Origin of the sequence: Streptomyces sp. NPDC051109 (assembly GCF_044455885.1) — a bacterium.
In the GTDB taxonomy this organism is placed as follows: Bacteria; Actinomycetota; Actinomycetes; order Streptomycetales; family Streptomycetaceae; genus Streptomyces.
The window spans coordinates 128,929-149,737 of record NZ_JBITFF010000019.1 but is presented as its reverse complement, the minus strand read 5'-3'; the positions used below and the strand labels follow the sequence as shown (position 1 = coordinate 149,737).

The following is a 20,809-nucleotide window of genomic DNA, read 5'->3' as shown; positions in this document are numbered from 1 at the left end:
ATCCACCGAAGTGGACGGGGTATCAACTTCTGGCGTTGATTTTTGGCACGCTGTTGAGTTCTCAAGGAACGGACGCTTCCTTTGTACTCACCCTCAGTGACTCACTGGGGGTTTCCTCCGGGCTTCGTTCTTCGTTTCCAACTCTACCAGATCATTTCTTCGTCGTTTCCGACTCGGATTTGAATTCGGCGGCCGTTGGGGGCCTTTGCCTTTCGGCGCTCCACCACTTTAGCGCTTATCCCTTGCGGCTCATAATCGAGCCACTGGATTCGAATTCGGGCATGCCGAAATCGACCCCGCCAGGGGAACGTCGTAGGTAGTGGGTTGGCCGCCCCGGGGGTCTGCTGATGGCAGTGCCCCGTTCAAGCGGCTCGGGCTACGTTAGGCCTCCGCCAAGGTGGAGTCAAGTTGAACGGCGGCGTGGCGCATGGGCGCGATAAGGGCTCACCGTCGGGTCGTGCGTGATCCAGTAGCGGTACGGATGATCCGCGCCCGCGCCGCCGACTCCCGTGCGCGGCCCGTTGCTCACCAGGTCGGACGAGGTCGCGGTGCCGGAAAGCAGGGTCAAGGGGGAATCGGGGCCGGCGCAGAGGTCGGCGCCGTCCAGGGAACGGTCGACCGCCAGGGCGGTGGCCAGGCGGGCCGGGCCTTTGGCCAGTTCCCGGTCGCTTCTGGCGGAAAGTCGACGTTTGCGGGCCAGGTCGGCGCCCACGGTGATCTCGCCCGCGCGCAGCAGCACCCCGCTCGCGTGGCCGGGCGGACCGCACACCAGGTTCAGGCTGAACCACATGCCGTAGATGAAGTAGACGTACGCGTGTCCGGGCGGACCGAACATCGATGCGTTGCGCGGGGTGCGCCCCCGGTAGGCGTGGGAGCCCGGGTCGGCCTCCCCCTCATACGCCTCCACCTCCGTGATGCGGAGCTCCACGGGGCCTTCGGGTGTACGGCGGACCAGGATCCGGCCGAGGAGGTCCGGGGCCACGGTGAGGACCGGCCGGTCGAAGAAGGACCGGGCCAGGGGCGTACGGTCGGGGCGCGCGCTCATCCGGTCGAGCGTAGTACAACGTGCAGATCTGCAACCGGGGCCGAAGGTTCCGCGTTTGTCAGGGTGTACTCGTAAGCGGTAGTCGCACGAGCCTTCAAGGGGAGTCAGAGCATGGGGTTCAAGAAGCTGTTCGCGGCGCTGGGTGCCGGCGGTGCTTCGGTGGACACGATCATCACCGAGCCGAACGTCGTGCCGGGCGGGATCGTCCAGGGCGAGGTCCGCATCCAGGGCGGTTCCGTGGAGCAGCAGATCGAGGGCCTGTCCGTCGGCCTCCAGGCGCGGGTCGAGGTGGAGGGCGGCGACCAGGAGTACAAGCAGGACGTCGTCTTCACCAAGCAGCGCCTCGGCGGTGCCTTCCAGGTGCAGGCGGGCGCCCTGCACGTGGTGCCGTTCGGGCTGGAGATCCCCTGGGAGACGCCGATCACCCACTTCGGGGGCCAGCACCTGCACGGGATGAACATCGGGGTCAGCACCGAGCTGGAGATCGCGCGCGCGGTGGACGCCGGCGACCTCGACCCGATCAACGTGCACCCGGTGCCGGCGCAGCAGGCGATCCTGGACGCCTTCCGCCAGCTCGGCTTCAGCTTCCGCAGTGCGGACATGGAGCGCGGGCACATCCGCGGGACCCGCCAGACCCTGCCGTTCTACCAGGAGATCGAGTTCCTGCCCCCGGCGCAGTACCGCGGGCTGAACCAGGTCGAGCTGACCTTCGTCTCGGACGGCCGCGAGATGGACGTCGTGCTGGAGATGGACAAGAAGTCGGGGCTGTTCTCCGAGGGCAGTGACACGTACCGCTGCTTCCAGGTGGGTCTGCAGTCGTACCAGGGGACCGATTGGGCGGCGTACCTCAACCAGTGGATCGCGTCCGTGGGTTCGCAGCGCAACTGGTTCTAGGCTCGGCCCGTCAACCGGTACTGGTTCGCGATCAGGAGGTTCAGCAGTGGCCGAGCAGAAGAGGGCGCCCCTTCCGCACGATTTCCACCCGCAGGTGCACGAGTTCTCGGTGGAGAGCGCGGACCTCGATCCCGGTGGGGAGCTGGGCGACGCCCAGGTGCTGAAGGGCGGGAACGTCTCTCCGCACCTGCGGTGGGAGGGGTTCCCGGAGGGGACGAAGAGCTTCGCCGTGACGTGCTTCGACCCGGACGCCCCGACGGGCAGCGGGTTCTGGCACTGGGTGCTCTTCGATCTGCCCGCTTCGGTCACCGAGCTGCCGGCAGGGGCGGGCAGCGGGAAGTTCGAGGGGCTGCCCGCGGGGGCCGTGCACGTGCGCAACGACTACGGCACGAAGGACTTCGGCGGGGCGGCTCCGCCGGCCGGGGAGCGGCACCGGTACGTGTTCACCGTCTACGCGGTGGACCAGGAGAAGCTGGGTCCCGGTGCGGACGTCTCGCCGGCGGTCGTCGGATTCAACCTGCGGTTCCATTCGTTGGGGCGGGCTCAGCTGATCGGTGAGTACGAGGGCCCCGCGAGCTGATCGTTCGCCGTGCGTTTGCCCGGTCCTGGTCTAAAGACGACCAGGACCGGGCATTTTTATTGCGTTGTCCCGCGTGGCGCGCGCGGCCAGAGTGGTCGCGGGCCCTGCCGCCAGTGTGGTCGCGGGCCTGCACACGGGAGGTGGGCGAGATGCGGGACACGCTGGTGCTGAATGCGAGCTTCGAGCCGCTGTCGACGGTGACGCTGAACCGGGCTGTGGTCCTGGTGCTCCAGGACAAGGCCGTGGTCGAGCAGTCGCACCCGGAACTGCGTGTGCGCGGTGCCTCCCTGGATCTTCCGCTGCCGCGGGTGATCAGGCTGTGCCGGTACGTACGGGTGCCGTTCCGAAGACATGCTCCCTGGTCGCGGAGGGGGGTGCTGGTCCGGGACCAGCACCGGTGCGCGTACTGCGGGAAGCGCGCGACGACCGTGGACCACGTGCTGCCGCGGGCCCAGGGCGGTGGGGACACGTGGTTGAACACGGTGGCGTCCTGCGCCGAGGACAATCACCGCAAGGCGGCCCGGACTCCGGAGGAGGCGGGGATGCCGCTCCTCCGGAAGCCCTTCGTGCCGTCTCCGGCGGATGCCATGCTGCTGGCCCTGGGGGTGGGGGGCCGTGAGGCGCTGCCCGAGTGGCTGGAGCGTTCCGCCTAGTACGGGCGGCGAGGCCGGTACGGCTGGATGACCGCAGGTGCGCTGGGTGACGTACTTCCCGTACGTCGCTCAGCGCAGCAGCAGCTGGACGATGGCGAGCACGCCGACCACGACGATGACTCCCCGGAGCACGGTCGGTGAGAGGCGGCGGCCGACCTTGGCGCCGATCTGGCCGCCGAGGGTGGAGCCGACGGCGATCAGGACCACGGCCGTCCAGTCGAACTCGGCGACGAAGAGGAAGAAGACGGCCGCGATGCCGTTGACGAGGCCGGCGAGGACGTTCTTGACGGCGTTGATGCGCTGGAGGTCCTCGTGGAAGGACAGGCCCATCAAGCCGACGTAGAGCACGCCCTGCGCGGCGCCGAAGTAGCCCCCGTACGCGCTGGCGAAGAGCATTCCGGTGAGCAGGGCGGGGCCGCCGTCGGGGTGCCCGGGTTCGGTGCCGGCGGCTTCCTGGCGCCTGCGCAGGGCCGCGGCGAGGCGGGGCTGGAGGACGACGAGCACGAGGGCGAGTCCGATGAGGACGGGCACGATCGTGTCGAAGGAGTCCGACGGCAGGGTGAGCAGCAGGATGGCGCCCGCGAGTCCCCCGACGAGGGAGACGGCGCCGAGCCGGAGGATGCGGCCGCGCTGGCCCTGGAGCTCCTTGCGGTAGCCGATGGCTCCGCTGATGGAACCGGGCACCAGGCCGAGGGTGTTGGACACGTTGGCGGTGACGGGCGGCAGTCCGGTGGCGAGCAGCACCGGGAACGTGATGAGGGTGCCGGAGCCGACGATGGTGTTGATCGTGCCGGCGCCGATGCCGGCCGCGAACACCGCGAGTGATTCCCAGGGGGACATCGAGAGCAGAGACATGGACTGAGCCATCCCCTTTGCATGAGTGAGTCGCCTCCCCGCCATGAAGGTCGAGGGGCCTCACTGATCATGCAGGAGGGGACGGGCAGGTCAGTCGATGGGGGGCTGTTCGCGGCGCTCGGCGGCGGCCTTGTCGGCCGCGCCGGCGCCATGGCCGCCGTCCTTGCCGGTGTTCTGCGGGTTGAATCCCGAACCTCCGCCCATGGGGCCGAAGTTGCCCATGGCTCCCGAGAGGCCCTTGAGGGCGTCTCCGATCTCGCTGGGCACGATCCAGAGCTTGTTGGCGTCGCCTTCGGCGATCTTCGGGAGCATCTGGAGGTACTGGTAGGCGAGGAGCTTCTGGTCGGCGTCTCCTGCGTGGATGGACTCGAAGACCGTGCGGATGGCCTGGGCCTCGCCCTCGGCCTTCAGTGCGGCGGCCTTGGCCTCACCCTCGGCGCGCAGGATGGAGGACTGCTTCTCGCCCTCGGCGCGCAGGATCTCGGACTGCCGGACACCTTCGGCCTGGAGGATCGCGGCGCGCTTGTCCCGGTCGGCGCGCATCTGCTTCTCCATCGAGTCCTGGATGGAGGTCGGCGGCTCGATCGCCTTGAGCTCGACGCGGTTGACGCGGATGCCCCACTTGCCGGTGGCCTCGTCGAGGACTCCGCGCAGGGCGGCGTTGATCTCCTCGCGGGAGGTCAGGGTCCGCTCCAGGTCCATGCCGCCGATGATGTTGCGCAGGGTGGTGACGGTGAGCTGCTCGATGGCCTGGATGTAGCTGGCGACCTCGTACGTCGCCGCCCGGGCGTCGGTCACCTGGTAGTAGATGACGGTGTCGATGTTGACGACGAGGTTGTCCTGCGTGATGACCGGCTGCGGCGGGAACGGCACGACCTGCTCGCGCAGGTCGATGCGGTTGCGGATGGAGTCGATGAACGGGACGACGATGTTGAGGCCCGCGTTGAGGGTGCGCGTGTAGCGGCCGAAGCGTTCGACGATGGCGGCGCTGGCCTGCGGGATCACCTGGATCGTCTTGACCAGTGCGATGAAGACCAGAACCACCAGAATGATCAGGACGATGATGATCGATGACATGCGGTTCCCCGTGCCCTTCCGGCTGTCCGTGCTGCCCCGTTGATCGGAGTCTCGCAGACCCCGGGGCCGCGGGTCGGCTCCTTAGCTCAAGCTCGACAAGCTCACATCACGACCGCGGTGGCTCCGTCGATCTCCACGACGTCCACCGACTGGCCGGGTTCGAAGCTGCTGTCCGCGTCGAGGGTGCGGGCGGACCAGATCTCGCCGGCGAGTTTGATCCGGCCTCCGCTGCCGTCGACGCGTTCGAGGACGAGCGCGCTTCTTCCCTTCAACGCGTCGATTCCGGAGCGGTGTTGGGGCCGCTGCTCACGGTGGTGGTTGGCGATCGAGCGGACGACGGCGACGAGCGCCACAGACACGATCACGAAGACCAGGACCTGGGCGACCACTCCCCCGCCGAACGCCGCCGTGACCGCGGCGGCGAGCGCGCCGACGGCGAACATGCCGAACTCGGGCATCGCCGTCAGGACGAGCGGAATGCCCAGTCCGACCGCGCCGATGAGCCACCACAGCCACGCGTCGAAGTTCACATGGTCATGGTAGGTCGGGCAGGCACGGTCGGGACAGGGTGCGACGGCGCGCGGACCGACAGTGCGGGCCGGCCCGTACGGGCGGTGCCGGTACGGGCGGTGCACGTACCGGCGCCGCCCGAACCGGTGGCCCTGCTAGCGCAGCGGGAGGCCCTGGGCGGTCCAGCGGTCGCTGTCGTTGCGCTCGACGACCAGGGGGAGGCCGAAGCACAGCGAGAGGTTGCGCGAGGTCAGTTCGAGGTCGATCGGGCCCGCGGTGACGACCTTGCCCTGCCGGATCATCAGGACGTGGGTGAAGCCGGGGGCGATCTCCTCGACGTGGTGCGTGACCATCGCCATGGACGGCGCGAGCGGGTCGCGGGCGAGGCGGCCGAGGCGGCGCACGAGGTCCTCGCGGCCGCCGAGGTCGAGGCCGGCGGCGGGCTCGTCGAGGAGGAGCAGCTCGGGGTCGGTCATCAGGGCGCGGGCGATCAGGGTGCGCTTGCGCTCGCCCTCGGAGAGGGTGCCGAACTTCCGGTCGAGGTACTCCGTCATGCCGAGGCGGTCGAGGAAGGCGCGGGCGCGCTGCTCGTCGATCTCCTCGTACTCCTCCTGCCAGGTAGCCGTCATGCCGTACGCGGCGGTGAGGACGGTCTGCAGGACGGTCTGGCGCTTGGGGAGCTTGTCGGCCAGGGCGATCCCGGCGACACCGATGCGCGGGCGCAGCTCGAAGACGTCGCTGCCGGGCTTGCCGAGGGTGCTGCCGAGGATGGTGGCGGCGCCCTTGGTGGGGAAGAGGTAGCTGGAGGCGAGGTTCAGCAGCGTGGTCTTGCCGGCGCCGTTGGGGCCGAGGATCACCCAGCGCTCCCCCTCCTTCACCGACCAGGAGACCTGGTCCACCAGAGCCCGGCCCTCGCGGACCACGGATACGTCCACCAGCTCCAGAACATCGCTCATGAGCGTGTTGTCTCCCCTTGCAGTCTCGGTTTCGTCTGTGCACCGGTAGGCGCAGCCCCAGGGGAAAACCTACGCCACTCGGCGAGGGGTCCGGGCGCCAGGTTGGCCGCGGGGGCCGATCCGGGCCGATCCGTAAAGTGGGGGAATGCTTTTCGAACCACGTTCAGGGCGGTTGGCCGCCTGGGGGAACGCACTGCTGGCCGGTTTGGCCTCGCCCGACGAGGCCGTGTTGTCGATCGTGGGCGAGGACGCCGTGCACCGGGTGGAGGGGCTGCCGGGCGAATCGGGTCCGGTGGGTCTGACGCTGGCGCTCGGCCGCATGCGGGCGCTGGGAGTGACCGGGCTGCGGGTGGCGCTGCCGGCGCCGGGCCATCCGCTGGGGCTGAGCGGGCCGGCCGAGTTCAACGCGCGGGCGCTGGAGGCGGAGGAGGCGGTCGTCGCGGTGGGCGCGGCGCTGGGTCTGGTGCCGGAGGTGGCCGAGGCCGGGCCGCAGGGGGACGTGCACGTCTCGGTGACGTGGCACTGCCTGCCCGTACGGGAGGCCCCGCCGGCGGACGTGCCGTCGCTCGGTGAGGCGGAGCGGGAGCTTGCGGAGGCGCTGCGCGAGGCGACGGGGGCGCTGACCCGGCTGGACGTGGCGGGGTCGGGGCCGGTGGCGGAGGCCGCGCTGTCGGCGTACCGGGCACGGGCGGACGCCGGGCGGGAGGTGCTGGCGCCGGGGTATCCGGCGCGGGCGGTACGGGTGCTGGCGCTGGCGCAGCGGGTGGACCTGCTGGTGTCGCTGGCGTACGAGCACGGGCCGGGCGGCGCGGTGGCCGCCTCGGAGATGGCGGCGCGGGCCGAGGCCTTGCGGCCGGTGGAGCGGGTGGCGCGGCGCGCGCTGGTCGCCGCGTACAACTCGGCGGTCGAGGAGCGCGAGCGGGGCTAGACGTCCAGGGGTGTCCCGTGTCCGGGACGCACTGCGGCCCCGCTTCCCGGGGAGAGGTGGGGGAAGCGGGGCCGGTGCGTGGGCGCGGGTCAGGCGTTGACGCCCGTGTTGCCCCAGGCGGCGTTCAGCAGGCCGATCACCGTGACCGTGTTGCCGACCACGTTCACGGGGACGTCGACGGGGACCTGGACCTGGTTTCCGGAGACGACGCCGGGCGAGCCCACGGCCTGGCCGTCGGCCGACGCACCGCCGTGCGCCGAGGAGACGCCGGCGCCCGCGGCAAGGAGGCCGCCCGCGATCACGGAGATGGCAGTGGCCTTCTTGATGTTCTTCACGTTGTTCGTCCTCCAGTACGTCTGCCGCGGCCAGCCGCCGCGACACGTCATGTAGAACGGTCATCCGACGAACGGGATACGCCATGTGGGCTACATACACCCGACCGTATGAATCCGAGATCGGAGCCGGACGGTGCCTTCCGGCCGGGTTCAGTCCGCGATGCCGTGCCTGACCGCCCACAACGCGGCCTGGGTGCGGTCCGCGAGGTCCAGCTTCATCAGGATGTTCGACACGTGCGTCTTGACCGTCTTCTCCGACAGGACCAGCGCGCGGGCGATCTCCCGGTTGGAGCGGCCGTCCGCGATCAGCGATAGCACTTCCTGTTCCCGCTCGGTCAGCGAGCCTCCCCGGCTCGACGACGGCGGTCCCTCCTGGGAGAGCAGCGCCTCCGCCACCTCCGGCTGGAGCAGCACGTGGCCGGCGTGGACGGAGCGGATGGCTCCGGCCAGCGCGTCGGGGTCGATGTCCTTGTAGACGTATCCGGCGGCGCCGCCCCGCAGGGCCGGGACCACCGTCCGCTGCTCGGTGAAGCTGGTGACGATCAGCACCCGCGCCGGGTTCGCCAGGGCGCGCAGCCTGCGCAGGGCCTCGATGCCGTCGGTGCCCGGCATCTTGACGTCCATCAGGATCACGTCGGGCCGCAGCTCCTCGGCGCGGGCCACGCCCTCCTCCCCGTCGGCGGCCTCCCCGACCACCTCGATGTCCTCCTGTACCTCCAGGAACGTGCGCAGGCCGCGGCGGACCACCTGGTGGTCGTCCACCAGCAGGACGCGGATGGGCGTGTCAGCCACCGGGGACCTCCATCTCGATCGTGGTGCCCGTACCGGGCTCCGAATGCACGGTGAGGCTGCCGCCGACGCCGCTCGCCCGGTCCCGCATGGAGACCAGGCCCAGGTGGCGTCCGGCCGCGCGGATCGAGGAAGGGGAGAAGCCTCTTCCGTCGTCCGTGACGGTCAGCACGGCCCCCGCGGCCCGGCGGGCGAGGGTGACCTCGACGCGGTCGCCGCCCGAGTGCCGCAGGGCGTTGTGGAGGGCCTCCTGGGCGACCCGGAGCAGCGCCTCCTCCTGGGTCGCGGGGAGGGCCCGTACGCCGTCACAGGTGAAGGTGACGTGCGCGGTGTGGGCGCGGTCGAGTACGTGGACCTGGTCGCGGAGGGTGGCGACGAGGCCGTCCTCGTCGAGCCCGGCCGGGCGCAGCTCGGTCACGGCGGAGCGCAGCTCGTCGGCGGCCTCCGCGGCGAGGGCGGCGACCTGCTGGAGCTCGCCCTTGGCGCGGGCCGGGTCGCGGTCGACGAGGGCGGCGGCCGCCTGGGCGGTCAGGCGGAGCGAGAAGAGCTTCTGGGCGACGGCGTCGTGCAGCTCGTGGGCGAGGCGGGAGCGCTCCTCGGCGATCGTGAGCTCGCGGCTGCGCTCGTAGAGGCGGGCGTTGGTGAGGGCGATCGCCGCGTGCTGGGCGAGGAGGGCGAGGAGCTCCTCGTCCTCCTCGGTGAAGCCTCCGGGGCTCTTCTTGTTGGCGAGGAAGAGGGCGCCGAGGGTCTCCTCGCCGTCGCGGACGGGCTGGCCGAGGAAGTCGGACATCTCGGGGTGGGCGGGGGGCCAGCCCTCGAAGCGGGGGTCCTTGCGCACGTCGGCCAGCCGCTCGGGGCCGTCCTGGTGGAGCATCGCGGCCAGGATGCCGTGCTGGCGGGGCAGCGGGCCGATGCGGCGCCACTGCTCCTCGCTGATTCCGTCCACGACGAACTGGGCGAAGCCGCCGTGGTCGTCCGGGACGCCCAGGGCCGCGTACTCGGCGTCCAGCAGCTGTCGGGCGGAGACGACGATCGTGCGCAGGACGTCGCGGACCTCCAGTCGGCGGCTCATGGCGAGGAGCGCGGTGCTCACGGCGGCGAGGCCGCCGCGGGGGCCGCCGAAGACGGGACTACCAGTCATGGGCTCACCGTACTCGCGGCTCTGACCTGCGGGATCGGGCCCGGGCCCTAGGACTGGGGGCGGTGTGTCCTCCTCCTTTCGGAGGGGGGCGCGGGGGCCGTCTCTGCCCTGGGGATGAGGGCGGCGGCGGGCCCGTGGTCCTCAGGGTGGAGAATTCCGTTACGGATTGCGTTGCTGTCGCAACGCTTGGTGAGACTGTTACGTGGGCGATGTGAGCCCGCGCATAGGACCCAGGTCACTTACGAAGGCGCCTAGTGGACGCATAAAGACCGCGTCAGCGCTGCCGTACCTAGCGCCCGGCCCGGAATTCCGGGCTCGTCGGCGCCCCCTGATCCACTAAGCGGGATCGTACGTCACACCTTTGCCAGGCGATTTTGCCGCCGCTAAGAATTGCTCCCGTCGCACAGCGCCGCGGATCCCGGATCCGAGCGGCGCTTTCCTGCGGCTCCCGCTATTCGAAGAGGTTGCTACGCATGTCCAAGACCAGCACCCCCGGCCACAGTCGTCGTATGACGAAGGCGCACAAGATGTCCTTCGCCGCGTTCGCCACCATCGGCGCCGCCGCCCTGGCCGCCACCGTCGTCCCCGCCGGCACCGCCGACGCCGGTACGACCGTGACCGCCGCCCCCGTGGCGTGGAGCCAGGCCGTCGAGGGTGTCCAGGCCAAGACCGTGCAGCACCTCAGCGCCCAGACCAAGCTGGCCACGGACGCCGCGAAGGTCGAGGCCGCGATCAAGGCCAAGGCCGCCGCGACCGCGAAGGCGAAGGCCGACGCCGAGGCGAAGGCGAAGGCCGAGGCCAAGGCGAAGAAGGACCGCGAGGCGAAGGCGGCTGCCAGCCGTTCCACCGTCCGCAAGCCGGTCTACGCGAACAACCTTGACGGCTGGATCAAGGAGTCGCTTGCGATCATGAAGGCGCACAAGATTCCGGGCACCTACAACGGCCTGTACAAGAACATCATGCGCGAGTCGAGCGGCAACCCGCGGGCGATCAACAACTGGGACATCAACGCCCAGAACGGCATCCCCTCGAAGGGCCTGCTCCAGGTCATCAAGCCGACCTTCCTCGCGTACCACGTCCCCGGCACCCCGCTGGACCAGTACCACCCGGTCGCCAACATCGTCGCCGCGGCCAACTACGCCGCCGACCGCTACGGCTCGATCGACAACGTCAACAGCGCCTACTAAGGGCCGCTGGCGGGCGGAGCAACCCCCATGCGCCTCAGGGCGGCACCCGGTGTCCGGGTGCCGCCCTGAGGCGTTGGTGCGGGGTGTTCGCGGAGCGGTACGACTAGTTGCGCATGACCTCGGGCTCGTGGCGGCGCAGCAGCTTCTGCACCGCGAACCCGCAGGCCACACCGATGAGCAGCAGGATCGTGATGTTCACGCCCCACTGCGCGACGGAGTGCTCCCACAGCGGGTCGGTGTTGGTCGGGTTCTGCTGGTCCCACGGCGGCATGAGCTTGCCGAGGTCGAGGGTGGTGCCCGCGGCGGCGACCGCCCAGCGCGAGGGCATCAGCCAGGCGAACTGCTCCAGGCCCGGCGAGTCGTACACCTGGAAGAGGATGCCGGTGAAGACGACCTGGACGATCGCGAACATGACCAGCAGCGGCATGGTCTTCTCGGCGGTCTTCACCAGCGAGGAGATCACCAGGCCGAACATCATCGACGTGAAGCCGAGCGCGGTGACCGACAGGCAGAGCTCGACGGCCGGCGGCATGAGCAGGCCCTCGGTGGGCAGGTCGCGCGGGATGAAGCCGATGGCGCAGATGACCGCGCCCTGGATGGCCGTGATGAAGCCGAGGACGATCACCTTCGACATGAGGTACGCCGACCGGGACAGACCGGTGGCGCGCTCGCGCTCGTAGATGACCCGTTCCTTGATCAGCTCACGGACCGAGTTCGCGGCACCCGAGAAGCACATGCCCACGCAGAGGATCAGCATGATCGTGCCGGCGTCGCCGTTGAATCGGGACGGCGGCTTCGGCGGCGCGAGGCCGAAGGTCGCGGGGATGACCGTCGAGACCACACCCAGGACCGCGGGCAGGATCAGCATCAGGGCCATGAAGCCCTTGTCGGACGCGATCACCGAGACGTAGCGGCGGATCAGGGTCCACAGCTGGTCGCCCCAGCCCTGTGCCTTCGGCGGCATCATCTGCTGCATCGGCGGCATGGCGACCTGCTGGGGGGCGACCGCGTCGAGGTCGGCGGCGTACAGCTGGTAGTGCTGCGAGCCCTTCCAGCGGCCGGCCCAGTCGTAGTCGCGGTAGTTCTCGAACGCCGAGAAGACGTCGGCCCACGTGCTGTAGCCGAAGAAGTTCAGCGCCTCGTCCGGCGGACCGAAGTAGGCGACCGAACCGCCCGGGGCCATGACCAGCAGCTTGTCGCACAGCGACAGCTCGGCCACGGAGTGCGTGACGACGAGGACCGTGCGGCCGTCGTCGGCGAGGCCGCGCAGCAGCTGCATGACGTCGCGGTCCATGCCCGGGTCGAGGCCGGAGGTGGGCTCGTCGAGGAAGATCAGCGACGGCTTGGTGAGGAGCTCCAGGGCCACGGACACGCGCTTGCGCTGACCACCGGAGAGCGAGGTGATCTTCTTGTCCTTGTGGATGTCGAGCTTGAGCTCGCGCAGGACCTCGTCGATGCGGGCGGCGCGCTCGGCCTCGGCGGTGTCGCCGGGGAAGCGGAGCTTGGCCGCGTACTTGAGGGCCGTGCTGACCTTCAGCTCCTTGTGCAGGATGTCGTCCTGCGGGACCAGGCCGATGCGCTGGCGGAGCTCCGCGAACTGCTTGTACAGGTTGCGGTTGTCGTAGAGGACGTCGCCCTCGTTGGCGGGCCGGTAGCCGGTCAGCGCCTTGAGGAGCGTCGACTTTCCGGAGCCGGAGGGGCCGATGACGCCGATGAGCGACTTCTCCGGGACGCCGAAGGTGACGTCCTTGAGGATCTGCTTGCCGCCGTCGACCGTGACCGTGAGGTGGCGGGCCGAGAAGGAGACGTCACCGGTGTCGACGAACTCCTCAAGCCGGTCGCCGACGATCCGGAACGTCGAGTGGCCGACGCCGACGATGTCGTTCGGGCCGAGCAGCGCGGTGCCGGACTTGGGCAGCGGCTGGCCGTTGACGTAGGTGCCGTTGTGGCTGCCGAGGTCGTGGATCTCGAAGCGGCCGCCCGTGGAGCGGAACTCCGCGTGGAGGCGGGAGACCTGGAGGTCCGATACGACCAGTTCGTTCTCCAGCGCACGGCCGATCCGCATGACGCGGCCGACGGCGATCTGGTGGAACGTGGTCGGGCTGCGGTCACCGCCGTAGGCGGGGGCCGCACCCTGCTGCTGCGGGACATGCGGCTGCTGCGGCTGGTGGTGCGGCTGGTGGGCGGCCGCCTGCTGCGGCTGCTGCTGCCAGGCCTGCTGCTGCGGCTGGTGGGCCTGCGCCTGGTACGCCGGTGCGGCCTGCTGGGCCGGGGCCTGGTAGGCGGGCGCCGGGGCCTGGTAGGCCGGAGCGGCCTGCTGCGGTACGGCCTGCTGCGGCGCGGCGGCGGCTGCGGCGCTCAGATTCAGCCGCGGCCCGTCGGTGGCGTTGCCCAGGTGCACCGGCGTGCCGGGCACGAGCTCGGCCTGCTGGACCCTCGCGCCGTGCACGTAGGTGCCGTTGGTGCTGCCGTGGTCCTCAATGCCCCAACCCCGGCCGTTCCAGGCGATGGTGGCATGGCGCCACGACACCCGGGCGTCGTCGATGACCACGTCTCCCTGGGGGTCGCGCCCCAACGAGTACGACCTGGACGGATCGAGCGTCCAGGTCCTTCCATTCAATTCCAGTACGAGTTCCGGCACTCCAGCCCCACTTAAGTCCCCCGAGAATCCCCCTGACGCCAGGGAGTCCGACGTCAGGGAGTCTAGGGATGGCGAACATCCGGGGGAACTATTTCAGGCCTGCGGCCACATGTGGAATCGGGGCCTTGCCAGGGCGTCTACGCCTGCCCGTTGACGGGGGCGAAAGTCACCCGGAGAGTGAGATACGGGACTTCTCGCCCTGGCTGACCCCGTCCCGCTCGGCACGCACGCTCGACACGCACCGGGGGTACGCATGCGCCGCATTCGTTGGGGAGACGTGGTCCTGACGGGCATCGCCGCCACCGGCTGGGCCCTCGTCGCCATGGCCGCGGTCGCCGCCCTCGGGCTCCGCCTGCTGGGCGCCGACGCCGCGGGAGGCTCGCTCGGGGCGATGACCGCCGCCGTGGTCGTTCTGGCGATCGGCGGCACGGTCACCCCGTCGGGGGACGTGTCCGTCCTCGGGATCACCGGGCCGGGCGCCCCGTCCTCGCTGGACGTCATGCCGCTGGGGGTGGGGCTGGCCGGGGCGCTGGTCCTGGCCCGGATCTTCCTGCGCTCGATCCGCAGCGGGGCGCCCCGGGGTGAACTCGCCGCCCGGGCGGCCGCGGTGGCGGCGCTGCTCGTCGCCGCGGCGGGCGGTCTCGCCCGGGCCGGGCACGAGGTGGTCACCCTGGACGGGCCGCAGTTGCCGAGGACGCCGTCGGAGCTGGCGGTCCCGGGGATCGGGGACATCGGCGGGCTGCTCCCGGACCGCGTGGGCGACCTGATCGACACCCGGACCCGGGTGGGGTTCTCGGTGGAGAGCGGGCCGACGCTGCTGGGCGCGGCGGTGTGGGTGCTGTGCGTACTGGCGGTGGCGCTGCTCGCGTCGCGGCGCGGGCCCGCGGCCTTCGCCCGGCTGCGGCCGGCGGTGTCGGCGCTGGTGACGGCCCTGCTGGTGGCGGTGGCGGCGGGGCTGGCGGCCGCGGTGTGGGCGGCGGCGGGCGACGAGCATCCGGGGCGGGTGCTGGGCGCCGCACTGCTGGGGGCGCCGAACGGGGCCTGGGCGGGGGTGCTGCTGGGGCTCCTCGTACCGTTCGACGGCCGGGCCACGGGCACACTGGGCCGGCTGCTCCCGGATCCGCTGGACGATCTCCTGGGGGCGTCGGCCCGGGAGCCGGTGACGGTGTCCCGGCTCGCGGAGTACGACGGGCGGGTCTGGCTGCTGGTCGCGGGGGCGGGGCTGCTGCTGCTCTGCGCCGGTGTGCTGGCCGCCGTACGGACTCCGGGGCGCGGGATCGCGGTGTGCGCGGTGCGGCTGTCGGCCGTGACCGGGGCGGCGCTGGCGGTGCTGGCGCTGCTGACGGCGGTGTCGGTGGACGCCTCGCTGTCGGTGCTCGGCGTCGATGCGGTCGGTGCCGGGCTGGATCTGCGGGGCGACGTGCTGTACGCACCGGCGCTCGGGGCGGCCTGGGGCGCGTTCGCGGGCGGGGCGGGGGCCCTGCTGGCCGGGCGCCGCCGTCCGCCGCAGCCGGTGCCGGTGCACGCGGCCCGGCCCCGCGGGGCGGCAGGGCCGGTCCCCGGCGCGCCGGCGGCCCCTTACCGGCCTCCGCCGGGGCGGCCGTACCCGTACTCCCCGCCGGAGCCTGAGCCCTGCGCGGAGCCGGACGGCTCCTGGGACGTCACGGTCACCCGGCTTCCCCGCAGGCCCGCAGGCCGGCCGGCGCCGCGCCACCGTCCGCCGTTCACCCCGCCGCCGCCCCCTCCCCCGCCGCCGCCGCTGGGGCCGCCGGGCTGAGGCGCCGGGCCGGGAGCGGGCGTGTCGAATCGAACACGCTCGGCCACGGCGCCGCCCCGAAGGCTTCCTTCACCTCCCCGTCGGCCCGTGTTCACCCCTCAGGCACCCTCCCGCCGTCCCCCGGGCGGCTGCGATCGGCGGCGCCGAAGGGCGTTGCGCCGGAAAATGGTTCCGGCAGGTGGGACGGGGGTCCAAGCGGGCAGGACGGGAAGATACGGTGAGGGCACCATGAGCGCTTCGCAGACCTCCGACGTCCCCACCCTCCTCGTCAAGATCTTCGGCAAGGACCGTCCCGGGATCACCGCCGGGCTGTTCGACACCCTCGCCGCCTACTCCGTCGACGTCGTCGACATCGAGCAGGTCGTCACCCGTGGCCGCATCGTCCTGTGCGCCCTCGTCACCAAGCCCGCCGACAGCGGCGAGGGCGAGCTGCGGGCCACCGTCCACAGCTGGGCCGACTCGCTGAAACTGCAGGCCGAGATCCTCTCCGGTACCGGTGACAACCGGCCGCGCGGCAGCGGCCGTTCCCATGTCACCGTGCTCGGGCATCCGCTGACCGCCGAGTCCACGGCAGCCATCGCCTCCCGGATCACCGCGACCGGCGGCAACATCGACCGCATCTTCCGGCTCGCCAAGTACCCGGTGACGGCCGTCGAGTTCGCCGTCTCCGGTGTGGAGACCGAGCCGCTGCGCACCGAGCTGGCCACCTCCGCCTCCCACATCGGCGTCGACGTGGCCGTGGTCTCGGCCGGGCTGCACCGCAGGGCGCAGCGCCTGGTCGTCATGGACGTGGACTCGACCCTGATCCAGGACGAGGTCATCGAACTGTTCGCCGCGCACGCCGGCTGCGAGGCCGAGGTCGCCGAGGTGACCGAGCGGGCCATGCGCGGGGAGCTGGACTTCGAGCAGTCGCTGCACGCCCGGGTGAAGCTGCTGGCCGGGCTGGACGCCTCGGTCGTGGACAAGGTCCGCTCCGAGGTGCGGCTGACGCCGGGCGCCCGGACCCTGATCCGCACCCTCAAGCAGCTCGGCTACCAGGTGGGTGTGGTCTCCGGCGGGTTCACCCAGGTGACGGACGATCTGCAGGAGCGGCTGGGCCTGGACTTCGCCTCGGCCAACACCCTGGAGATCGTCGACGGGCGGCTGACCGGCCGGGTCACCGGCGAGATCGTGGACCGGGCCGGCAAGGCGCGGCTGCTGCGCCGCTTCGCCTCGGAGGCCGGGGTACCGCTGTCCCAGACGGTGGCCATCGGTGACGGCGCCAACGACCTGGACATGCTGAACGCGGCCGGGCTGGGCGTGGCGTTCAACGCCAAGCCGGTGGTCCGCGAGGCCGCGCACACGGCGGTGAACGTGCCGTTCCTGGACGCGGTGCTGTACCTGCTCGGGATCACCCGGGAAGAGGTCGAGGCCGCCGGCCTGACCTGAGGCGCGCACGGACGAGGACGGGCCCCGGCGCGGTCGATCCGCCGGGGCCCGTCCTCGTGCTCATGCGTGCTCGTACTCGAACCTGCGTCGCGGCGCTCGTGGGCCCGCTCAGTGGTCCTTGGGCGTCCAGTAGTCCAGCAGCGTGCCCACCCCGTGCTCCAGGGATTTCCAGGAGCCGGTGAAGGAGACGACGGCCAGGGCGGCGGTCGGGAAGCCGGTGCGGCCCATCCGGGCCAGGGCGTCGCCCTCCGCCCGCCCGGAGAGGGCGTCGGCGAGGGCGTGCATGCCCGGGTTGTGGCCGATGACGAGGAGGTCCTTGACCTCGTCGGACGTCTCGTTCAGGAGGGCGATGAGCTCGCCCGGCGAGGCGTCGTACAGACGCTCCTCGTAGTGGGTCTTCGGCCGGTGCGGCATCTCCTGGACGGCGAGCTTCCACGTCTCACGGGTGCGGGCGGCGGTGGAGCAGAGGGCCAGGTCGAAGGCGATGCCGGTTTCGGACAGCTTCAACCCGGCGGCCGGTGCGTCCTTGCGGCCCCGTTCCGCCAGAGGGCGTTCGTGGTCGGGCACCTCGGGCCAGTCGGCCTTGGCGTGCCGGAGGAGGACGATCCTGCGGGTTGTGTCGGCGCTCATGGCTCCCAGCTTCCCATGAATCGGGCCGTGGGGCGCAGGGTGTTGGGGGCTCGGCAGTGGTCGGCCGCGGGCTCCGCCGCAGGGACCCGGTCAGCCGACGACGCGCAGGATCTGCTCGGTGACCTGGAGGATCGCGGAGGCCTCGCCGGTGGCGGCATGCGCTTGGCCGGAGCCGGCGAGGAGCAGCAGGAGGAGGCCGAATGCGAGCGCGGGAAGGGCCAGCGCCCACCAGTGCAGCCGGGTGCTGGCGCCGTGGATTCGGGGACCGGGGGTATGTGTGGGGGCCGACATGGCCGCCTCCGTGGGTACGCGGGGTGGGACTGGCTCGCTCTCTTCGAATCTATGGATTCCAAGGCGCGGTGCCCATCCGGGACACACCCCAGTCGACCCTGACCCTGGCCCCCTAGGGGTTGGGGGGTTACCCCTACCCCCGAGGGCCGTGTCAGGGGGAGACGACGGTCGCGATGACGGAGATGACCACGGTCACGACCAGCATCGCGCCCAGCACCAGGCCGAGCTTCTTGTGGCTGTTCTGCGGGTTCGGTTCGAGTACGGGCGACATGCCGCTCAGTCTCGCATGCCGCATTCGTCCTCGATCGTGCGGTCCCGGCCGGCCAGGACGCCCAGCGCGACCTGCGGGACCAGCAGGGCCGCCATGACGGTGAGCGGGAGGTCCCAGCCGCCGCTGTGCTGGTAGAGGGCGCCGACGAGGAGCGGCCCGGGGATGGAGATGAGGTAGCCGGCGCTCTGGGCGAAGGCGGACAGCTTGACCACGCCGGCCGGGGACTTGGCGCGCAGCCCGATCATGGTGATGACGAGGGGGAAGGCGCAGTTGGAGACGCCGAGCAGGAGAGCCCAGGCCCAGGCTCCGGCGGCGGGGGCGAAGTGGAGGCCGGTGTATCCGATGAGGCCGAAGACGCCGAGGGTGACGGCGATGGCCCCCTGGTTCTTCATCCGTCCGGCCAGGTTGGGGATGACGAAGGCGAGCGGGACGCCCATGACCATGGTGACGGCGAGCAGGACGCCCGCGGTGGAGGCGGAGACCCCGGCGTCGCGGAAGATCTGCGGGAGCCAGCCCATGGTGATGTACGCGCCGGTGGCCTGTAGGCCGAAGTAGCAGGCCAGGGCCCAGGCGGTGCGGCTGCGGACGATCTTCGGGCCGGCGTCCGCCCGTACGGTCGCGGCGGCCGCGGAGTCCGCGCCCCGCTTCTGGCGCCGGGCGGCGGCCGCCGCGGGCAGCCAGGGCAGTACGGCGACCAGCGCGAGCACGGCCCAGACCAGCAGGCCCGTGCGCCAGCTGCCGCCGAGGGCGGAGGTCATGGGCACGGTGACGGCGGCGGCGAGCGAGGTGCCCAGGGCCAGGGCCATGGAGTACAGGCCGGTCATGGTGCCCACGCGGTCCGGGAACCAGCGCTTGACGATGACCGGGAGCAGCACGTTGGTCAGGGCTATGCCCGCCAGGGACAGGGCGCTGGCGGCGAGGAAGCCGGCGGCGTTGTGCGTGAGCGGCCGGATCAGCAGCCCGGTGGCGACGGCGGCCATGCCCGCGCAGACGACGGCGGCCGGGCCGAAGCGGCGGGAGAGCCGGGGCGCGGTGACGCCGAAGACGGCGAAGCAGAGGGCGGGGACGGAGGTGATCAGTCCGGCGACGGTGCCGCTCATGCCGAGGCCCGTGCGGACCTCCTCGAAGAGGGCGCCGAGGCTGGTGATGGCGGGCCGCAGGTTGAGGGCGGCCAGCACGATGCCGACGATGAGGACCGGGCCGAGCCAGGTGGGGTCCGGTTGCGCTTGCGGGCTCGCGGGGGCGGCGGAACGGGACGGTGCGGGTATCGTGCGCGCGGCCTCGGGCCGGTTCAGGGTCTGGATTTCTTCGTCGGGCATTACCCCATCATAGAATCATGGGATGATTGGTTGTCACGTCACCTTCAGACCGGACTCGGATAGGAACCCGCCCGCATGCCGTTGACCTCGCCCCGGCGCTCCGCGCTGGTCGACCAGGTGATCGCCCAGCTCAGGAACCAGATCACGTCTGGCGAATGGCCCGTCGGGGCCCGCATCCCCACCGAGCCGGAGCTGGTGGAACTGCTGGGCGTCGCCCGCAACACCGTCCGGGAGGCCGTCCGCGCACTGGCGCACAACGGGCTGCTGGACATCCGTCAGGGCTCGGGCACGTACGTCATCGCCACCAGCGAACTGGCCGGAGTGATGCACCGCCGCTTCGCGGGCGCCGACCCGCGGCACGTCGCGGAGCTCCGCTCGACGCTGGAGTCCGCCGCGGCCCGGCTGGCGGCGGAGCGGCGCACCGATCGGGACATGGGGCAGCTGGACGCACTGCTGGCGCGCCGCGAGGAGGCCTGGGCGGGCGGGGACGCGGAGCGGTTCGTGGCGGCGGACGTCGCGCTGCACATGGCGGTGGTGGCGGCCTCGCACAACGAGGTGCTCATCGAGCTGTACGCGGACCTCGGCGACCTGGTGGCGGACTGGCTGCGCACGGACGTGGGCACGGAGCTGGATCCCGCGGCGCACCTGGACCACGCCCGGCTGATCGAGGCGGTCCGGCGCGGGGACGGGGACGCGGCGGCCTCGGAGGCGGCGGGCTACCCGTTCGCGTGCCTCGGCGGGAAGTAGCCTCGCGGAAGCCTTCCGGGGTCACGGCCGCTGGTGGGTCACCCAGGCCGAGCGGACCTCCTTCCAGCAGCGGCTGGTGAGCTCGATCCGGCCGGCCGGCGGCAGGGCGACGGCGGCGCTGTCCGCGTCCACGTCCCACCAGCGGTCGCACTCCACGTGCAGGCGCAGCAGATCCGTCTCCGGATAGCCGTTGAGGCAGGTGGCCGACACCTGCGAGCCCTCGATCACGGTGTCGCAGTCGGCGCCGAACAGTTCCCGGGGGGCAGGCGGCCGGGGCCGTGCGGGCGGCTCGGCGGGGATCTCGTCGAGGTCCACGGCGGCGGGCTCGACGGCTGCGGGCTCCACTGCGGCGGGCTCCACGGCGGCGGGCTCCACGGCGGCCACCGCCTCCGGCCCGGACAGCGCGTCGCCCCCCTCGGGCCGCGCGTCGGCCCCCGGGATCAGGAACCCCGTCAGGACCACCGAGGTGACCAGCAGCGATACCGCTCGGCTCCGCCTCGCGCGCACTCCCGTACCTCCTCCCCGCACGAGCCGGGAAGATCCCGACTCGGTCAGTTTGCAGGCATCTGTCCCGGTTTTCGACTCGAGAAGATCCGGTCGGAGGGCGGAAATCTGATCGAACACCCGGCCCGGCTCCCCGCCCCCACCGGCGGAAACGGCGGCGGGGGGCGCCCCCCCCCGGGGGGGGCCGCCCCCCCCCCCCCCCCCCAAAAAAAAAAAAACCCCCCCCCCCGGGGGGGCCCCCCCCCCCCCCG

The 20,809-nt window shown here is 71.5% G+C and carries 22 protein-coding genes; 8 read left to right on the top strand and 14 right to left on the bottom strand.

Going from position 1 to position 20,809, the window contains the following annotated elements:
• Window positions 1-403: 403 nt before the first annotated feature.
• Window positions 404-1,045: a DNA-3-methyladenine glycosylase gene (locus tag ACIBAD_RS29095; protein ID WP_134074867.1), complete on the bottom strand. Its 642-nt coding sequence runs from the start codon at window positions 1,043-1,045 to the stop codon at window positions 404-406.
• Window positions 1,046-1,156: 111 nt separating this feature from the next.
• Here ACIBAD_RS29095 and ACIBAD_RS29090 point away from each other — a divergent pair, with 111 nt between their 5' ends.
• From ACIBAD_RS29090 to ACIBAD_RS29080, 3 genes are all read left to right on the top strand, one after another.
• A complete protein-coding gene (locus ACIBAD_RS29090) occupies window positions 1,157-1,939 on the top strand; it encodes a sporulation protein (RefSeq protein ID WP_134074868.1) in 783 nt (260 codons plus the stop codon).
• Between the two features lie 46 nt (window positions 1,940-1,985).
• On the top strand, window positions 1,986-2,519 hold the full coding sequence (locus ACIBAD_RS29085; RefSeq protein WP_134074869.1) for a YbhB/YbcL family Raf kinase inhibitor-like protein: 534 nt from the start codon (window positions 1,986-1,988) through the stop codon (window positions 2,517-2,519).
• A 149-nt stretch (window positions 2,520-2,668) separates the two neighbouring features.
• Window positions 2,669-3,172 (top strand): HNH endonuclease, encoded by a 504-nt coding sequence (locus ACIBAD_RS29080; RefSeq protein WP_030162330.1) that lies wholly within the window; start codon window positions 2,669-2,671, stop codon window positions 3,170-3,172.
• A 69-nt stretch (window positions 3,173-3,241) separates the two neighbouring features.
• Here the strand turns inward: ACIBAD_RS29080 and ACIBAD_RS29075 are convergent, their stop codons facing one another.
• The 4 genes from ACIBAD_RS29075 to ACIBAD_RS29060 all read right to left on the bottom strand — a co-directional run bounded on the left by ACIBAD_RS29075 (window position 3,242) and on the right by ACIBAD_RS29060 (window position 6,570).
• A complete protein-coding gene (locus ACIBAD_RS29075) occupies window positions 3,242-4,012 on the bottom strand; it encodes a sulfite exporter TauE/SafE family protein (protein WP_134075755.1) in 771 nt (256 codons plus the stop codon).
• Window positions 4,013-4,117: 105 nt separating this feature from the next.
• Window positions 4,118-5,104, bottom strand: coding sequence for an SPFH domain-containing protein (locus ACIBAD_RS29070; RefSeq protein ID WP_134074870.1), 987 nt, complete (start codon window positions 5,102-5,104; stop codon window positions 4,118-4,120).
• A 101-nt stretch (window positions 5,105-5,205) separates the two neighbouring features.
• A complete protein-coding gene (locus tag ACIBAD_RS29065; protein WP_134074871.1) occupies window positions 5,206-5,634 on the bottom strand; it encodes an NfeD family protein in 429 nt (142 codons plus the stop codon).
• Window positions 5,635-5,769: 135 nt separating this feature from the next.
• The gene (locus tag ACIBAD_RS29060) at window positions 5,770-6,570 is read right to left on the bottom strand and encodes an ABC transporter ATP-binding protein (RefSeq protein WP_030162321.1); all 801 of its coding nucleotides are present in this window, start codon (window positions 6,568-6,570) and stop codon (window positions 5,770-5,772) included.
• Between the two features lie 145 nt (window positions 6,571-6,715).
• Here ACIBAD_RS29060 and ACIBAD_RS29055 point away from each other — a divergent pair, with 145 nt between their 5' ends.
• Window positions 6,716-7,498 carry a hypothetical protein gene (locus ACIBAD_RS29055; RefSeq protein ID WP_398909505.1) on the top strand — a complete coding sequence of 261 codons (783 nt, stop codon included), beginning with the start codon at window positions 6,716-6,718 and terminating at the stop codon, window positions 7,496-7,498.
• 89 nt (window positions 7,499-7,587) lie between these two features.
• Here ACIBAD_RS29055 and ACIBAD_RS29050 read toward each other — a convergent pair whose 3' ends face one another.
• The 3 genes from ACIBAD_RS29050 to ACIBAD_RS29040 form a co-directional block, all read right to left on the bottom strand.
• Window positions 7,588-7,833, bottom strand: a complete 246-nt coding sequence (locus ACIBAD_RS29050) for a chaplin family protein (protein ID WP_398909503.1) — start codon at window positions 7,831-7,833, stop codon at window positions 7,588-7,590.
• 150 nt (window positions 7,834-7,983) lie between these two features.
• Entirely contained in the window at window positions 7,984-8,625 is a 642-nt protein-coding gene (locus ACIBAD_RS29045; protein ID WP_134074873.1) for a response regulator transcription factor, read from the bottom strand.
• A complete protein-coding gene (locus tag ACIBAD_RS29040) occupies window positions 8,618-9,763 on the bottom strand; it encodes a GAF domain-containing sensor histidine kinase (protein WP_398909501.1) in 1,146 nt (381 codons plus the stop codon). The genes ACIBAD_RS29045 and ACIBAD_RS29040 overlap by 8 nt, the downstream gene beginning before the upstream one ends.
• Before the next feature lie 473 nt (window positions 9,764-10,236).
• Between ACIBAD_RS29040 and ACIBAD_RS29035 the strand changes: the two genes are divergently transcribed.
• Window positions 10,237-10,950 (top strand): transglycosylase SLT domain-containing protein, encoded by a 714-nt coding sequence (locus ACIBAD_RS29035; protein WP_134074875.1) that lies wholly within the window; start codon window positions 10,237-10,239, stop codon window positions 10,948-10,950.
• A gap of 103 nt (window positions 10,951-11,053) precedes the next feature.
• On the opposite strand, the gene ACIBAD_RS29030 is transcribed toward ACIBAD_RS29035, so the two are convergent.
• On the bottom strand, window positions 11,054-13,591 hold the full coding sequence (locus tag ACIBAD_RS29030; protein WP_134074876.1) for an FHA domain-containing protein: 2,538 nt from the start codon (window positions 13,589-13,591) through the stop codon (window positions 11,054-11,056).
• A 253-nt stretch (window positions 13,592-13,844) separates the two neighbouring features.
• Here ACIBAD_RS29030 and ACIBAD_RS29025 point away from each other — a divergent pair, with 253 nt between their 5' ends.
• The gene (locus tag ACIBAD_RS29025; RefSeq protein ID WP_398909498.1) at window positions 13,845-15,368 is read left to right on the top strand and encodes a streptophobe family protein; all 1,524 of its coding nucleotides are present in this window, start codon (window positions 13,845-13,847) and stop codon (window positions 15,366-15,368) included.
• Between the two features lie 228 nt (window positions 15,369-15,596).
• Complete coding sequence (gene serB / locus ACIBAD_RS29020) at window positions 15,597-16,796, top strand: phosphoserine phosphatase SerB (RefSeq protein WP_134074878.1); 1,200 nt, start codon at window positions 15,597-15,599, stop codon at window positions 16,794-16,796.
• A gap of 108 nt (window positions 16,797-16,904) precedes the next feature.
• On the opposite strand, the gene ACIBAD_RS29015 is transcribed toward serB, so the two are convergent.
• From ACIBAD_RS29015 to ACIBAD_RS29000, 4 genes are all read right to left on the bottom strand, one after another.
• A complete protein-coding gene (locus ACIBAD_RS29015; protein ID WP_134074879.1) occupies window positions 16,905-17,426 on the bottom strand; it encodes a histidine phosphatase family protein in 522 nt (173 codons plus the stop codon).
• A 90-nt stretch (window positions 17,427-17,516) separates the two neighbouring features.
• A complete protein-coding gene (locus ACIBAD_RS29010; RefSeq protein ID WP_053692559.1) occupies window positions 17,517-17,717 on the bottom strand; it encodes a hypothetical protein in 201 nt (66 codons plus the stop codon).
• Window positions 17,718-17,868: 151 nt separating this feature from the next.
• Window positions 17,869-17,988, bottom strand: a complete 120-nt coding sequence (locus ACIBAD_RS29005; protein WP_398909495.1) for an SGM_5486 family transporter-associated protein — start codon at window positions 17,986-17,988, stop codon at window positions 17,869-17,871.
• A 5-nt stretch (window positions 17,989-17,993) separates the two neighbouring features.
• Complete coding sequence (locus tag ACIBAD_RS29000) at window positions 17,994-19,307, bottom strand: CynX/NimT family MFS transporter (RefSeq protein ID WP_398909493.1); 1,314 nt, start codon at window positions 19,305-19,307, stop codon at window positions 17,994-17,996.
• Between the two features lie 75 nt (window positions 19,308-19,382).
• Between ACIBAD_RS29000 and ACIBAD_RS28995 the strand changes: the two genes are divergently transcribed.
• On the top strand, window positions 19,383-20,054 hold the full coding sequence (locus ACIBAD_RS28995) for a FadR/GntR family transcriptional regulator (RefSeq protein ID WP_398909491.1): 672 nt from the start codon (window positions 19,383-19,385) through the stop codon (window positions 20,052-20,054).
• A 21-nt stretch (window positions 20,055-20,075) separates the two neighbouring features.
• Here the strand turns inward: ACIBAD_RS28995 and ACIBAD_RS28990 are convergent, their stop codons facing one another.
• The gene (locus tag ACIBAD_RS28990; RefSeq protein ID WP_134074881.1) at window positions 20,076-20,561 is read right to left on the bottom strand and encodes a hypothetical protein; all 486 of its coding nucleotides are present in this window, start codon (window positions 20,559-20,561) and stop codon (window positions 20,076-20,078) included.
• Between the last annotated feature and the right edge of the window lie 248 nt (window positions 20,562-20,809).